Source organism: Pelagicoccus enzymogenes (assembly GCF_014803405.1).
GTDB classification, from domain to species: domain Bacteria; phylum Verrucomicrobiota; class Verrucomicrobiia; order Opitutales; family Opitutaceae; genus Pelagicoccus; species Pelagicoccus enzymogenes.
This window is the reverse complement of the sequence record NZ_JACYFG010000004.1, coordinates 47,170-61,284: the sequence shown is the minus strand read 5'-3', so window position 1 is coordinate 61,284 and position 14,115 is coordinate 47,170. Positions and strand designations below refer to the sequence as shown.

17 protein-coding genes are annotated in these 14,115 nt (G+C 58.5%); 12 read left to right on the top strand and 5 right to left on the bottom strand.

Going from position 1 to position 14,115, the window contains the following annotated elements:
- The first annotated feature begins 52 nt into the window (after nucleotides 1-52).
- The 7 genes from IEN85_RS02280 (at nucleotide 53) to IEN85_RS02250 (ending at nucleotide 4,702) form a co-directional block, all read left to right on the top strand.
- The gene (locus IEN85_RS02280) at nucleotides 53-1,216 is read left to right on the top strand and encodes a DUF3570 domain-containing protein (protein ID WP_191615453.1); all 1,164 of its coding nucleotides are present in this window, start codon (nucleotides 53-55) and stop codon (nucleotides 1,214-1,216) included.
- A complete protein-coding gene (locus tag IEN85_RS02275; protein ID WP_191615452.1) occupies nucleotides 1,207-2,202 on the top strand; it encodes an FAD:protein FMN transferase in 996 nt (331 codons plus the stop codon). Before IEN85_RS02280 ends, IEN85_RS02275 begins: the two co-directional genes overlap by 10 nt.
- Entirely contained in the window at nucleotides 2,180-2,692 is a 513-nt protein-coding gene (locus tag IEN85_RS02270) for a TlpA family protein disulfide reductase (protein ID WP_191615451.1), read from the top strand. Before IEN85_RS02275 ends, IEN85_RS02270 begins: the two co-directional genes overlap by 23 nt.
- Nucleotides 2,689-2,928, top strand: coding sequence for a DUF4266 domain-containing protein (locus IEN85_RS02265; protein ID WP_191615450.1), 240 nt, complete (start codon nucleotides 2,689-2,691; stop codon nucleotides 2,926-2,928). The genes IEN85_RS02270 and IEN85_RS02265 overlap by 4 nt, the downstream gene beginning before the upstream one ends.
- A 272-nt stretch (nucleotides 2,929-3,200) precedes the next feature.
- Nucleotides 3,201-3,530, top strand: a complete 330-nt coding sequence (locus tag IEN85_RS02260) for a hypothetical protein (RefSeq protein ID WP_191615449.1) — start codon at nucleotides 3,201-3,203, stop codon at nucleotides 3,528-3,530.
- A gap of 9 nt (nucleotides 3,531-3,539) precedes the next feature.
- On the top strand, nucleotides 3,540-3,977 hold the full coding sequence (locus IEN85_RS02255; protein WP_191615448.1) for a hypothetical protein: 438 nt from the start codon (nucleotides 3,540-3,542) through the stop codon (nucleotides 3,975-3,977).
- Nucleotides 3,978-4,078: 101 nt separating this feature from the next.
- Entirely contained in the window at nucleotides 4,079-4,702 is a 624-nt protein-coding gene (locus tag IEN85_RS02250) for an RNA polymerase sigma factor (RefSeq protein ID WP_191615447.1), read from the top strand.
- Nucleotides 4,703-4,722: 20 nt separating this feature from the next.
- On the opposite strand, the gene IEN85_RS02245 is transcribed toward IEN85_RS02250, so the two are convergent.
- Both IEN85_RS02245 and IEN85_RS02240 read right to left on the bottom strand, forming a co-directional pair.
- Entirely contained in the window at nucleotides 4,723-5,451 is a 729-nt protein-coding gene (locus tag IEN85_RS02245; protein ID WP_191615446.1) for a TonB family protein, read from the bottom strand.
- Between the two features lie 118 nt (nucleotides 5,452-5,569).
- Nucleotides 5,570-6,619, bottom strand: a complete 1,050-nt coding sequence (locus IEN85_RS02240; protein ID WP_191615445.1) for a Gfo/Idh/MocA family protein — start codon at nucleotides 6,617-6,619, stop codon at nucleotides 5,570-5,572.
- Nucleotides 6,620-6,714: 95 nt separating this feature from the next.
- Between IEN85_RS02240 and IEN85_RS02235 the strand changes: the two genes are divergently transcribed.
- Nucleotides 6,715-7,311 (top strand): ABC transporter ATP-binding protein, encoded by a 597-nt coding sequence (locus tag IEN85_RS02235; RefSeq protein ID WP_191615444.1) that lies wholly within the window; start codon nucleotides 6,715-6,717, stop codon nucleotides 7,309-7,311.
- Nucleotides 7,308-8,099 carry an ABC transporter permease gene (locus IEN85_RS02230; protein ID WP_191615443.1) on the top strand — a complete coding sequence of 264 codons (792 nt, stop codon included), beginning with the start codon at nucleotides 7,308-7,310 and terminating at the stop codon, nucleotides 8,097-8,099. The genes IEN85_RS02235 and IEN85_RS02230 overlap by 4 nt, the downstream gene beginning before the upstream one ends.
- A 53-nt stretch (nucleotides 8,100-8,152) precedes the next feature.
- Here IEN85_RS02230 and IEN85_RS02225 read toward each other — a convergent pair whose 3' ends face one another.
- Nucleotides 8,153-9,970, bottom strand: a complete 1,818-nt coding sequence (locus IEN85_RS02225) for a SulP family inorganic anion transporter (RefSeq protein WP_191615442.1) — start codon at nucleotides 9,968-9,970, stop codon at nucleotides 8,153-8,155.
- A 150-nt stretch (nucleotides 9,971-10,120) separates the two neighbouring features.
- On the opposite strand from IEN85_RS02225, the gene ispH reads away from it, so the two are divergent.
- The 3 genes from ispH to IEN85_RS02210 all read left to right on the top strand — a co-directional run bounded on the left by ispH (nucleotide 10,121) and on the right by IEN85_RS02210 (nucleotide 13,005).
- On the top strand, nucleotides 10,121-11,839 hold the full coding sequence (gene ispH / locus IEN85_RS02220; protein ID WP_224772409.1) for a 4-hydroxy-3-methylbut-2-enyl diphosphate reductase: 1,719 nt from the start codon (nucleotides 10,121-10,123) through the stop codon (nucleotides 11,837-11,839).
- Nucleotides 11,840-11,966: 127 nt separating this feature from the next.
- Nucleotides 11,967-12,719 (top strand): Bax inhibitor-1/YccA family membrane protein, encoded by a 753-nt coding sequence (locus IEN85_RS02215; protein WP_191615441.1) that lies wholly within the window; start codon nucleotides 11,967-11,969, stop codon nucleotides 12,717-12,719.
- 22 nt (nucleotides 12,720-12,741) lie between these two features.
- Complete coding sequence (locus tag IEN85_RS02210) at nucleotides 12,742-13,005, top strand: hypothetical protein (RefSeq protein ID WP_191615440.1); 264 nt, start codon at nucleotides 12,742-12,744, stop codon at nucleotides 13,003-13,005.
- Between the two features lie 26 nt (nucleotides 13,006-13,031).
- Here the strand turns inward: IEN85_RS02210 and IEN85_RS02205 are convergent, their stop codons facing one another.
- The gene (locus IEN85_RS02205) at nucleotides 13,032-13,415 is read right to left on the bottom strand and encodes a DciA family protein (protein ID WP_191615439.1); all 384 of its coding nucleotides are present in this window, start codon (nucleotides 13,413-13,415) and stop codon (nucleotides 13,032-13,034) included.
- Between the two features lie 46 nt (nucleotides 13,416-13,461).
- On the bottom strand, nucleotides 13,462-14,094 hold the full coding sequence (locus IEN85_RS02200; RefSeq protein WP_191615438.1) for a response regulator: 633 nt from the start codon (nucleotides 14,092-14,094) through the stop codon (nucleotides 13,462-13,464).
- Between the last annotated feature and the right edge of the window lie 21 nt (nucleotides 14,095-14,115).

Genomic DNA, 14,115 nt, shown 5'->3' with positions numbered 1-14,115 from the left:
CGAGCTAGCCGCTGAGGTCTCGCCTCCCCTCACTCCCTTCGTTTGATACGCCATGAATTTTGTTCGCCTCTCGCTCCCGACCTCGCTGCGGGTCATTGCCTTCGGAGCTTACTTGCAAATCGCTTGGGTGAAGCCGACGCGAGCGGAGGACCATTTGTCCGTCAAATGGCAGGACTATCAGGAGGATGACGGACGGGTGCGGGTATTATCGAAGTATGTGGGCGGCGAGAAGGCCATCACGCAGAGCCTCGCCCTGCGCCTGCATGGGGTGCATGACACCATTTCCGGGGCGACCCCGACGGGTTCCAATGGCAGGAACGGGGACGAAACGGTTCTTTCCGAGATCACGGATGTACGGGAAGCGGGGGTTGTCGATCTCGATTGGACCAACGGTATCCACAAAACCTCCTTCCAGTTTTCCCACAGCAAGGAAAGCGATTTCCTCTCCAAGGGTTACGCGATCTACAACACCTCCGAGTACAACAAGCGCAACACTGGGCTCAGTTATGGGCTTTCCTACATCGACGACGAGATCGAGCCGAGTTTCTTCTCGGAGGCCCGCGAAAAAGAGAGCCTCGACGCTTATGTGGGCATCAGCCAAGTGCTCGATCCCAACACGGTGGCCAGTCTGAACTTCACCTACAGCGAGTTCGATGGGTATTTGTCGGATCCCTACAAGTCGATCGCCGCGAATTTGGAAGTCTTGCCCGGATTCTTTCTCTTTCAAGAAACGTCGGAGCATCGGCCGGACGAGCGGCTGCGCCGCATCTGGTTCGCCAACGTGAAACGGTTTTTTCCGGGACTACGGGCGAGCGTCGACTTTGACTATCGTTTCTTCAGCGACTCTTGGGGAATCGAAAGCCACACTTTCGATTTCGAATGGTATCAGAAAATCGGTGACGCATTCACGCTGCGCCCCAGTTATCGTTACTACTCCCAGGGAGCGGCTGACTTTTATTATACGGATTTGAACGGAACCGGTATCAATCCTCTCGATACGGAGTTCGGGAGGGGCCCGTTTTATTCTGCGGACTACCGTCTGGCCAAGATGGAGACGGAAACCTTTGGGCTGAAGGCGATTTACAAGTTATCGGAAGCCGTTTCCCTAGACGCGAGCTGGGAGCGCTACGAGATGAAGGGACGCGACGGCAATACCTCGGACGAGGCTTTCCCGAGCGCGGATATTTTAACCCTTGGAGGAAGCTGGTGGTTTTAGCGAGCGACCAGGCGTACCGAAAGTGTATCGATAGCCGCCTTTCTTTCGACGAGGGGCGGCGGCTCTATCGTTTGCAGTTCCAAGCCTTGGGGACGGCGTGTTCGGTCTTGTTCGCCCTAGAAGATCGTCCTAGGGCGATTGCCTTCTCCGACGCAGCGGTTGAATGGGTCGGCGTTTTCGAGGGCAAGTATTCTCGGTTTTTGGATACGAGCTTGCTTTCGGAGGTGAATCGCAAGGCGGGCGAAGATTGGGTGCAGGTCGATGAGGATTTCGAGCATCTGCTAGCCCTGTGCGACGACTTGAATTTCATGACCCACGGGCAACTCGATCCGTCGGGAATGCCTTTGATCGGGTTGTGGGATTATCGCCGCAAACGATCGGAATTGCCCAGTCCGGAGGAAATTTCCGTAGCCAAGTCGTTGGTCGGTTGGCAGAAGGTGCAGCGGCGTCCGGGTGAAGTTTTCCTGCCCGAAAAGGGAATGTGCCTAGACTTCGGCGGATTTGGCAAGGAATACGCGGTGGACAAGGTGGCGGGCCTTGCGGTGGAGTACGGAATTGGAAATTGCTTGGTCGATTTTGGACAGGATATCCATGTTTTGGGTACGCCACCGGATTCGCCCGCGTGGCATATCGGACTGGAAGATCCGACTCGTCCGGGAACGACCTGGACCGGACTGGCCCTGCTGCAAGGAGGCGGGGTTGCGACCTCGGGCGACTACCATCGAAATTTCGTGCTCGGGGGAAAGCGCTATGGTCACATCATCGATCTTTCCACGGGCTATCCGGTTGCGAACGGCCTTTTGGCTGTTTCGGTGGTGGCTCGCTCCTGCTTGGAGGCGGGAGTGCTTTCTACGGCTGCGTTTGTGGCGGGGCCGGAAAGGGGAGCGGAACTGATGGAAGCGAACTTTGGAGCCGAGGCCTGTTTCGTCTCGGAACACTCGAACTATCAAACATCACGATTTTATGAATACGTTGTACAGTCTTAGACTTTTGGGAGCGTTCTTTTTCTCCTCGTTCATTGCTGCGGCAGCTTGCTTCGCTGCTTGGGAGAAGGGGCAGCAGTTGCCGGACCTGGCAGATTTCGATTTGCAGGGAGAGATTCCCGAGCTGGAGGGAAAGGTAAGCTATGTGGACTTTTGGGCGTCCTGGTGTGCGCCTTGCAAGGCCTCGTTTCCGGAGATGGAGCGTTTGTATCAGGAAAACAAAGACGCTGGCTTCCAAGTAATAGCGGTGAGCGTGGACTCCAGCGAGAAGGCGATGCAGCGGTTTCTGGATCGCGCCGGGCCAAGCTTTTCGGTCGTATGGGATCATAAGCAATCGCTGGTAGCTGACGCGGAAGTGGAGGTCATGCCGACTTCCTTTTTGGTAGATGCCAAAGGGGTGATCCGCTCGGTGCACTATGGCTGGCGAGGAGAGGAAACGGCGAAAAAGCTGGAGAGCGAGATCGCCGATCTCTTGCGGGAGGTGGAGCGATGAAAAAGGGTCAAGCGGGGGCTGTCCGGGTGTTCGTGCTTGTTGGCGTGTCTTTGGGAGCGCTGCTCATGTCAGGCTGCCAGTCGGTGGAAGCGTGGCAAAAAGGTAACTTGGCCGAGTATGGCATGCGTTCCGACCGCGACGAGTTGGAGGGCGTCATGACGGCCCACGTGACCTTTTCCCGGGAGGCGTCCACGGGGGGAGAGGGAGTCGGCGGTGGCGGCTGCGGCTGCAACTAGTCGTCGATAGGGTGCAGCTCTCGCAATGCGGACCGAGGGTACCGAGGCTGGGAGGCGAGACATTCACCGGTTCCCCCCATTTGGGGGCGCAGCGGAGGACGACAGCTCTGATATTCTGCGATTTTCCAGCATCTTCGCGAATCCGTATTTTTTCGTGAAGTGAGAGCTGGAGCTTGGGTGTTGTGCTACGTAAGGTTTTTATCGAATCGTTTTTTGGCGTGCCCGGAATCGTTTCGAACGAAACTGAACTGAGAGCATCAAAGATCGCGTAAATGGACCGTAAGTCAGAAGAGTTAGACCAGGCCTTGGAGCTGTGGCAGGATGTGGAGATCGAGCATCCCCGTCTCAACGCTCGCGTTTGGGCGCGGGTGGCGAACGAGGACCTCGAACCAGCCGCCTTGCCGAACTTCTTCCGTCTGGTGCAGTCTATTCTCAACCGCCCGGTCTACGCTGCCGCCTTCGTGGTGGCCTGCGTTTTAGGAGGCTTGCTTTTGGCGGAGCTTCGGGTGGCCCAGCAGCAGGTGGAGCGCGGCGAGCAGCTTGCGGAAAGCTACAAGCAGGTCATCGACCCGCTGATCAAGGACACTTACCTCTTCAAGTAGTCTCCGGCCATGTGGAAATCGATTTCAGTGATAGTGGTCGGCTTGGCCTGCGGGATTGTGGCGCACTTGAGTTACGTGAACGCTTTCGCGCCGGTTTGCCTTTCGGTGGACGCGGAGTGCGAGATGGAGTGGCTGCGGTCGGAGTTGGACTTGTCGGAAGAACAATTCGCTAGCATCACCCGCTTGCACGTGGACCGTGAGCGGGAGATCCGCATGCTGTCCCGCAAGGTGCGGGACTTGGAGCTTTTGCTGGCGGAGCTAGAGGCGGAACGAGTCACCAGCGGTTACGTCGACTACCTGGAAATTCGCAACTACATGGAAGCGAAGCGGAAGTTGGACGAGGCCTGCGTGAAGTCTACGAGCGACTTGATTGCCTCGGTGAGTGACGTGATGAACGTGGATCAGCGCAAACGCTACTTTTCCATCGTTCAAAACAGAATAAACTAGACCAACCCTCGTCCCAGAGGATAGCAATTCTAGGTATTTGCAACAATCCTCCGCCCCAATTCCCCCAATGGGAATCTAGCCCCTTTTTCTGATCCCCCTTAATGCCATCCGATAACGAGACTGACCTCGCGTTGCTTGAAGCGCTGCGCCGGGGGCGCGATACAGCGTTGAATGAGCTCATGGTCCGATGGCAGCGCCCGTTTCTCAGTTTCGCCTACCGTTACGTGCAGAGCGAGGAGGACGCGCGCGATTTGGTGGAGGAGCTATTTGTTCGGGTGTACAAGAACCGGGATCGCTTCAAGGAGGGAACCAAGTTTTCCGCTTGGGCCTTCACCTCGCTCTCGAACCTCTGCAAGAATTTCGAACGCTGGCGCCGGCGGCACCCGGCTTTTGGCAAAGACAGTTTGACGGATGACATGAGCAAGGCGGATCGCGATGTGCATCCGCTTGCCAATACGGGCGAAGGGGCGGCTCCTGACGAGGAGGCTTTGAGGCGGGAGCGCATCGAGATCGTGAAGGACGCGATCAACAAGCTGCCGCACGACCTGCGGGTCACCCTGCTGCTCTACCAGTACGAAGGTTTGAGCTACAAGGAGATCGGCGAAGTTGTGGGCTGCTCCGTCAAGGGGGTGGAGACGCGCCTCTACCGGGCTCGCAAGGCCCTCAAGGCAATCTTGTGCAGCAAGATCGGTCCCTCGGGCGACATTTGGGGAGAGGAAGAGTAGAAGACCTTCCGAAGCGAGGATCAGTGGGTATCGGCGGAAGCGAATGTTCCGTTGCGCAGGGAGAGCGTTTGGCGGACCATGGTATTGGTGCGGTTGCCGGCCGCGAGCGGCGGCTCGAATTTCCACTTCGACACGGTGTCGAGAAGGCTGCGTCCGAAGGCTAAGCTGCTACCGGCGACGATGCGCGGGCATCGAACGTGCCCTAGCTCGTCGATGTAGAATTCCACGGTGGCGATTCCGTCCACCTTCGCTGTCGGCTCGGTCATTTCGATCGGCAGCGGAATGGAGTCGAGCTCCTCGAACTGGGCCTTGGTGACGGGGCGTTCTTCGGTGCTGCTGCGGGTCACGTCGGCAGGTCCCGGCGCCTGGATGGTTTGCCAGGCGAGGCGGCGGTCGACTTGGAAGTTGAGGTCGATGCGCAGGGAGGAGGCGATGGGCGCGTCGTTGTAGGTCGCCGGGGAGAACGTCCATTCGGAAAGGGATTTCAGGGCGGACTTGGTGAAGGCGTTGCGGGTGCTTTCCAGGATGAAGGTATCTTGGATTTCCCCGTTCGCATCCACGGATACGACAAGTGAAACGGTGCCCTCTCTCACTCCGATGGCTCGCATGGTTCCGGGGAAGCGCACGTCCGTTTTCTCGACGATCTCGATGTCCTTGACTTTCGCCATCTCGCGGTCGGCGACCACGGTGGCGCCCGCTGCGAAACTGAGCGAGAGAGCGATGAGAAGCTTGGCGAGAAACGGTTTCATGAAAATGCTGAGGTTGAGCCAAACACCAGTGTGCTGGAGGGCACTTCAGGCGAGTTCGACGAGGCGTCGGCTTTCCCTAAACGGATACGTAGATTGACGCGCTTGATTGCGCAGACGTTCAGAGTCCGCCAAATAGGTCGTCCAAGCTGCGTTCCACCTTGATGGACACGGCCTGCTTTTCCCGTGCGGATTCAAGCAAGGCATCTACCATCTTGTGGAAGGCAAGGGCTTGCTTGCCGTTGGCTGCCGGGTCTTCGCCCGTTTCGACAGCTTGCAGGAATGACACGGCGAGCGCTCGAAGCTGGGAACTGGAGCAGGAGGAATTGGCGAAGTCGTAGGCTGTGCCCTCCGAGTCGCGTCGCTGGCCATTGGCGATGTCGATGGCTCCGCGGGTTGCTAGCATGCTCATCGTTTGAGCGCGTTCGCCAGCGGGGAGGGAAGCGTTGAGTTGGGCGGTTATTTGCAGGCAGGCTCCGTTCTTGAAGCGAACGAGGCCGCTCAGGCAGTCTTCCGCCGGGTGCTCGAGATCGCCGCCGTGCTTGTCGGAGAAGGCGCTGAAGCGAGATGCCATGGCTTCCATGGGATCGGGCGCTCCCATGGCGAACCAAACGGCGTCCAGCGTTTGGGCTCCAACCTCCAGCAGGGCTCCGCCGCCGAGGTCACGCTCCAGCCTCCAGGAATCGGAGGCATGCGGCCAATCCGCAATCTGGATACTGGCGAAGCCTTGCGTCGGCTCGCCGACTTCCCCCGCTTCGACCAGTGCTTGAGATATGGATACACGCGGGTCGAATCGAAGGGGATTAGCCCACATGAAAATCTTTCCGACGAGGCCAGCGGAGGTCACGATGTGCGAGACTTCGCTTCCCCTGACGCCCACGGGCGAGGCGCAAAGCACGTGCAGGCCGCGGTCGAGGGCGGCTCCCGCGTGACGCTCGTGCAAGTGCGTGGGACTGGCGACCAGTACCGCTTCGACTTCGACGCTTAGAAGCAGATCGTCAAGCGAGTCGAAGAGCGAGTCCTGGGCGACGCCGAGCTTGCCGGCTGCTTCCTCGCGGATGTGTTGATCGGGATCCGCGATAGCTGCGATCTCCGCGTTCTCTAGGTCGGCGAAACCGGATGCAAGGGTGGCCCCGTAGTTGGCGCCGACGAGTGCGATGCGTGTTGGCATTAGGGTAGAGTGGGGGGAGAAGGCTGAAGAGTGAAGGGCGAATTTTTGCGACGGGAATGTTTACGCGACCTGAAACTCCGCGCTAGGGTCGGGGAATGCTGAAAGTAGAGGGACTCGCTTTTCTGGATTGGGAACCGGTTTCCTTGCAGGTGAAAACGGGTGAAGTTTTGTGTGTCGAAGGGGCTTCAGGGACGGGGAAGTCTTTGTTGCTGCGTGCGATAGCGGATCTGATCCCGCACGCTGGCGAGGTTTATCTCGATGGCGTAGCCTGTAGTGATATTTCGCCTACGCAGTGGCGGCGCTCGGTCAGCTTTCTCTCTGCAGAGGCCTTGTGGTGGGAGGATACGGTTGGGGCTCATTTCCTTGAACCTGTACCTGCGGAGCGCTTGCAGCGGCTAGCCTTGGCCGCGGATTGCTTGGGCTGGGAGGTGACGCGACTGTCGATGGGAGAGCGGCAGCGTCTTGGCTTATTGCGCATGCTCGACCGGCAGCCCCGAGTGCTCCTGTTGGACGAGCCGACTTCCAACCTCGATGCTGCGAGCTCGCAAGCGGTAGAAGACTTGCTGCTCGAATACATCAAGTCGACGAATGCCTGCGCCCTTTGGGTAACCCACGATCACTCTCAAGCAGCCCGAGTGGGGGGCCGCCGTTTGCGCATGCAAGGGCGTCGTTTGCAGGAGGTGCTAGGGTGAGCGCGATTGACTTGTCGTATTGGGATCTTGGATTCGCGGCCTTAATCCTTGTCGCTTTGGCTGCCTTGTTTCGCGGGATGCGGCTAGGCATTTCGGGCAGCCTGCTCGTAGCGGGCGCCCGCATGATGATCCAGCTCACCTTGGTGGGCTACGTGCTGCGTTTCCTTTTCGAGGAAGGACGGCTCTGGATGGTTGCGATCATGGCTACGCTCATGCTGGCGGTGGCGTCGCGAGAGATTCTAGCGCGTCAGAAGCGCAAGCTCTCCGGTTGGCGTAGCTGGAGGCTCGGAGCCTCGACTTTGTTTGTTTCCTCGTTTGCCATCTCGCTCTTCGGTCTGCTGGTGGTCGTGAAAGCTGACCCGTGGTACGCGCCCCAGTACGCGATTCCCATCCTAGGCATGATCATCAGCAATACCATGAACGCGATCAGCTTGGGGATGGATCGACTGACGGATGCTATCCACGCGAACCGAAACGTTATCGAACAACGGCTCGCTTTGGGGCAGGGAGCCCAAGACGCAATTGGCGGCTATGCCAAGGACTGTATCCGATCGGGCATGACGCCGGTGATCAACTCCATGGCGACTGCTGGCATTGTGTCTTTACCAGGTATGATGACGGGGCAAATTCTAGCGGGGGCCTCTCCGGTGGAAGCGGTAGAGTATCAGATCGTGATCTGGTTCATGATCGCGGGCGGTTGCGGTTTCGGCATGGCGGTCGCGATCCGATTGCTCAAGGGGCAGCTCTTTGATGAACGCCAGCGGCTGAGGCTGGAGCGCTTGAAGTAGGGGGAGGGATACGCCCGCGGAGCGGCCGTCCCACTTGTTGTAACCGATTGCCCTTAGTTGCGTTTGTCCTTGGCGTAGATGGAGACCTTCGGCGTGAGGCCGCCGAGGATTTGGCGCGCTCGTTTGAGGGCTTTGGCGGTGGAGAGCGTGGGGTTGCTTTCCTCGTCGGCGAAGAGGTTGATCGGATTGATGACCTTGATGATGCCGGAGTTTTCGAAGATGCGCATGGTGTCGGGGCGGACTTCGCTGACGAGCAGGATGCGGTCGCGCTCGTTCATGTACTTGATGAGCTCCTCCAAGGCCATGCAGCTGGTAGCGTCGAGGTTGTGGGCGTTGCGTAGTTTCATGACCACTACCTTGAGGTTTACGTCGTCGGCCACGCGACGCATTTGGTCGCGGAAGAGTTCGGCGGCGCCGAAGAAGAGTTCCCCTTCCACGTGCACGATGGAGACCTCTGGGTCCGAGCGCTGCACCTTGTCGCGCAAATGCCCGATTTGCCCGGTTTCATCGTCGATGGCTACTTCCACGATTTCAGGGCTGGCGACCTTCTTGAGGAAGAGGGCGATGGATACGCAGGTGCCGATGTAGATGGCGAAGTCGAGGGCGAAGAGGAGACCGGTGAGGAAGGTGACGTAGAAGGTGATACTGTCGGAGCGTGTGCTCTTGGTGACGATTTTCAGTTGATGCTTGTTGAGCAGGGAGATGCCGATGGAAATGACGACTACGGCGAGGGCGGCGGTGGGCACGTACTGCACGAAACCGGCGAGGATGTAGGCGCTCACCAGCATAATGATGCCGGAGTAGAGTCCGGAGATGGGGGTAAAGGCGCCGGAGCCCACGTTGAGCTGGGAGCGAGTGAGGGAGCCGGAGGCAGCCATGCCGGAGAAGAGGGCGCAGCCCAGGTTGGCCATGCCGGCGGAGAACATCTCCTGGTTGGCGTTGAGGCGAGCCCCGTCTCGGGCGGCCAGCGACTTGCCGATCGAATTGCCCTCGAGGGTACATAGCAGGGCGATCGCGATGGCGGGCGACAGCAGCAAGTTTATGTTATCCTGGCTTATGTTGTTTGGCAGGGTGAGCCCCCATTCGCTGGCATTGAGTCCGGGAAGCAGGTCGACGGAGAATCCTTCGATGTATTGGCTGCCAAAATACGCGAGCAGGGAGGAGAGTACGAGAGTGACCGCTACGCTGGGGAGGCGCTTGAAGAACATTTCCAGAACGATGAAAATCGCTGCGGTTGCCAAGCTGAGCCCGAGGGTCGACCATCGGACTTCGCCCAGATGGCGGATGGTCAGGTCTATAACTTGGAAGAAGGTAGAGGCGCCCGCCTTTTCTGCGGGGGTGAAGTCGAAGCCCAAGGTCTTTCGCAGCTGGTTCGCGATGATAAGCGAAGCAGCTGCCGTGATGTAGCCAGTGATGACGGTTCGCGACACGTATTGGATGAGGCTGGCGACCCGGACGATCGAGCCGATCAGGAGCACGATCCCAACCAGCAGGATCAGTAATGGAAGGTTGGATACCGCCTCTTGTTCCGACACGATGCCGAGGGCGGTGAAGGAGCTTAGGACCATGACCGAGGTCGCGTTGGTGGGGCCGAGTGTTATGTACTTGGATCCGGCGAAAAAGGCCCCGATCACGGTGGCGACCACGGAGCCGAAGATCCCGTAGCGGAGCGGGAGTCCCGCGATGGCGGCGTAGGCCATGCCTTGGGGAAAGGCCAGCAAGGCGACGTTGAGGGCGGCTTTCAGGTCCCCCGACAGGGCCTTTTTGTTGTATCCGGCAGCGGTTTTCCTAAGCGGGAAAAGATCGAGGCCAAGACCGCGTCTCTTGGCCGGGTTGCTTTCAATTTGGGCGCTAGCCGAGGAATCTGACATGGTAGGAGGGGGGAGGAAGTGGAGGTCCCAATTTTGTATTTGCTGCAATGTGTCTAGAAAGCAGAGCCATGCAAGCGAAGGATTGATCCGTCGAACGCGTTAAGAATCTGGCGTTGCGGTGGAGGGCATTCTGCCTTGAATGGGCCGCTCATGAATTCGAACGAGTCGAGTAACACCATTCCAACGACCCTCAGCGAAGCTGCCGATGTGGTTTGCCTCTTCCTTGGCAACAGCAAGATCGTGACGCGCCGCGGTCGCAATTGCGGCAAATTTAAGGCGTTCGCGATGGGCGAAGGGGCGGTAGCCGAGGCGTCTGCCCGTCTGAAGGAGCTCGGTCGGGAGGAAAACCTGGTGGAGGTGGAGCCTGGCTTGTATTTCGCAGCGCTCGACGAGATGGAGCTGCCGGAGCGCTTGGGCGAAGAGGGTTGGTTCGCGGTTCCCTTGCAGGCGTTTTACGCCGAAAACAAGCTCCCCGAATCGGTGGTGTCCCGCATTCGCAGCAACGCCATTCGCATCCCCTACCTTTATCTCAATACAAATGAATACATCTACCGTTTCCGAGCCGAGAAGGAGCGAAACCGCAAGGTTTACCAGGTAGACGACAGTTCGGTGGCCCTTTACCACAGCGCCTTGTGCGATGCCATCAAGGCGGTGAAGCGGGCCAAGGAGAGGTCGGCGACGACGCCGGCCCGCCTAGACTTCGGGGCGACCGAGTTTCTCTTGCCCAGCCACTTCGGGTTTTGTCTTGGGGTGCAAAACGCGATCGAGCGGGCTTACGAGACCTTGGCGGCAAATCCCGGCAAGCGCGTTTTCATGCTCAGCGAGCTGATCCACAATCCCTTCGTGAACGAAGACCTGCAATCGCGCGGGCTCAAGTACCTGCAGAGCGACAAAGGGGTCCCGCAAGTGGAGGAGGCGAGCGGGCGTCCCTACTGGGACAGCCTGAGCGACCAGGATATCGTGATCATCCCCGCTTTCGGGGCCCGCGACGAGGACAAGCTGCGCCTTATCGAGCGGGGGTTGCCCATCCGCCAGTACGACGCGACCTGCATGTTGGTGGAAAAGGTCTGGAAGGCGGCTCGCCGCTACGGCCAGCAGGGATACACCGTGGTCATCCATGGCAAGGCCGAGCACGAGGAGACGAAGGCCACATTTTCCAACAGCGCCAAGTACGCTCCCTCGGTAGTGATTCGCGACATGAAGGAAGCGGCCATGCTGGGGGCAGTTATCCGGGCCGAGACCGCTGAAGAGAAGCGTCGCCTATTCGAGCCCTTCCTCTCCCGCTCCTCGGTGGGTTTCGACCCGAGCAAGGACCTCGACCGCTTGGCCTTGGTCAACCAAACCACCCTGCTGCGCAACGAAACGCTGAAGATTATCGCCTACCTCGAAGCCGCTTTGACGGAAGCCTACGGAGAGGCTCATATCACCGACCACCTCGCCATGAGCAGCAAGGGCGACACCCTTTGCTATGCGACCCAAGTCAACCAGGACGCCCTCGCTAAGGCGCTCGACGAGGACATCGACGCGGCCATCGTGGTAGGCGGCAAGAACAGCTCCAACACCTTCCAGCTCTTCCGCCTCTGCCAAGAGCGTTTCGGCAAGCGGGCCTTCTATATTCAGAGCGAAAAGAACATTCTCTCGAAGGCGGAGATCGAGCATTTCATTTTTCCCTACGACCCGCAGGATCCGAAGCAAGGAATCATGGAGACGCGTGCCTTCCTGCCAGAGAAAGAGCGTATCCGCGTGTTGGTGACAGGAGGCGCTTCCTGTCCCGACGGGATCCTCCAGCAGATCATCTGCCGCATCAACGGCTTCTACCCGTCGGAGCAGATCCGTTCCATCGAAAGCGTGCTGGCGGAGATCGAGTAGTCGACTTGCGATTGATCGCGACCAAGGTCGCTCCTACATGCCCGTTGGGACGGCGGGGCTCTACCTTGGGATTCGTATTCCGCTTGCGCTTGCTTTCGGAGCGGGGGGTGATCAATTTTCATGGCCTATGAGAACTTCCAATCCTGCCTTGAGTGATAAAGCGTTTGATGTCGACCGGGCCGCGGCTCGGGGCGAGGTGATGACGATCAATGGAACGGTCAACAAGACGGGCATCCTGCTGTGCTTGCTCTGGGTGGCGGCGATCTTCACTTGGGAGAAGACCATGGCGGTCGCTCAGGCGGGAGAGAACCCGGCGGTCCTGTATCCGTGGATGATCGGCGGGGCGATTGGCGGCTTGGTGCTAGCTATGATCACCATTTTCAAGAAGACGGTCGCTCCTTACACGGCTCCTCTCTATGCGGTAGTGGAAGGATTGGTCCTTGGCGTGCTTTCGGCGTTTTTCGAGCTGCAGTTTCCGGGGATCGTGTTCCAGGCGGTGTTGCTGACCTTTGGCACGCTTTTAGCCCTGTTGTTCGCTTACAAGACAGGGGTGATCAAGGCCACGGAGAATTTCAAACTCGGCGTGGCGGCCGCCACGGGCGGCATTTTTGTGGTCTATCTCATCTCCATGGTCTTGGGCTTTTTTGGCGTATCGATTCCGTTGATACACGAGAGCGGCATCGTGGGGATTGGTTTCAGCTTGTTCGTGGTGGTGATCGCTGCCCTGAACTTGGTGCTGGATTTCGATTTCATCGAAAATGGAGCGGCCAAGGGCGCTCCCAAGTATCTAGAGTGGTACGGAGCCTTCGGCCTGCTGGTGACGCTCATCTGGCTCTACATCGAGCTGCTGCGTTTGCTGTCGAAGCTAAGAAGCCGCTAGCTGTAGACATTTGGGAAATCGCGTGACAAGCACGCTCCTACAGGATCCGGTTGGAGAGAGCGATTTCAGGATACATTCGCTCTTTCGGGCGACTCGCTTTGCGGCGAGCTACGTGGTGGGGGCGGAACGCCGCCGCAAAAACCGGGAATGGGAGGCGGCAAAGATGGATTTGGCGGAGAAAGCGGGTGGCTCGGAATTAGATTGGCAGGAAACGGGTGCGTTGTTGGACGAGGCGATCGGTGGAATTGACTCGTTTCGGATCGCGACCAAGGTCGCTCCTACATGACCGCTGGGACAGCGGTCTCTATTTAACTAACCGGACTTGAAGAAGATGTTGCGGATCTTCTTGGCGCCTTCGACCTTGTGCAGGTTTTGCAGGATGAGGCGTTTGTTGAACTCGAGCTCTTGGCGTATGACGGGATTGGATACGGCGATGATGAGGGTGCGTTCCTTCTCGATGCGGTTGGGAGCGCAGTTGCGGGCGTTGGCGGCGCCGACGATTTGAGCCCAATTCTTGACGATGCGGTCCTCGAGGGAGTCTTGGCCGATCTTGTACTTCTTGAGTACGCGCTCCAGCACGTCGGCCATCGGTCGCTCGGTCTTCGGGGCTTCTCCGGGATAGTTCTCGGGGATGCCGCGAAAGTTGGCGATGAGTCGCTCCACGCTTTTGCGAAACTTGTAGGGTTGATCGGACACAGGAGAAAGGCTGAAGGCTGAAGGGTAAGGGGGAAAGGCGAAACTGCTAGCCGTTTTGCATGAAGTAACGGGAAATAGCTTCGGATCGGGAGTGGACGTCGAGCTTTGCGTAGATGTTTTTTAGGTGGGTGTTGACGGTGGTGAGGCTGATGCCGAGCTGGTCGGCGATCTGCTTGTCGGCGAGGCCTTTGGCGACCTGTTCCATTACATCGCATTCGCGGGCTGTAAGGGTGTAGCTTTGTTGGGTGGGGGTATGCTGGCTTTGCAGATTGGTGACCACTTTGCGGGCGACGGTTCCGCTCAAGGGGGATTTGCCTGCGTGGGCGTCGTGGATGGCGGCGACGATTTCTTCGCTTGAGGCGTCTTTGAGCAGGTAACCTACGGCTCCGACTCCTAATGCATCGAAGATGTGTTTGTTATCCTGATACATGGTGAGCATCACGAATTGGGTCTTGGGGAGTTGTTGGCTGAGCTTTTGTACGAGCTCGATGCCGGATCCGTCAGGGAGCCGTATGTCCATGAGCACCACGTCGGGCAGGGAGTCGGGGAGGCGTTTTAAGGCACTGGTGGCGTTGCGGCAGGCGGCGACGCATTTGAGTGAATCTTCTTCGGCTACGACTTGCTGGAGCTCTTCGCAGAGCTCTGGGTTGTCTTCGACGATGGCGATGGAGATGCTCATGGTCTGGTAGCTTGAACGTTG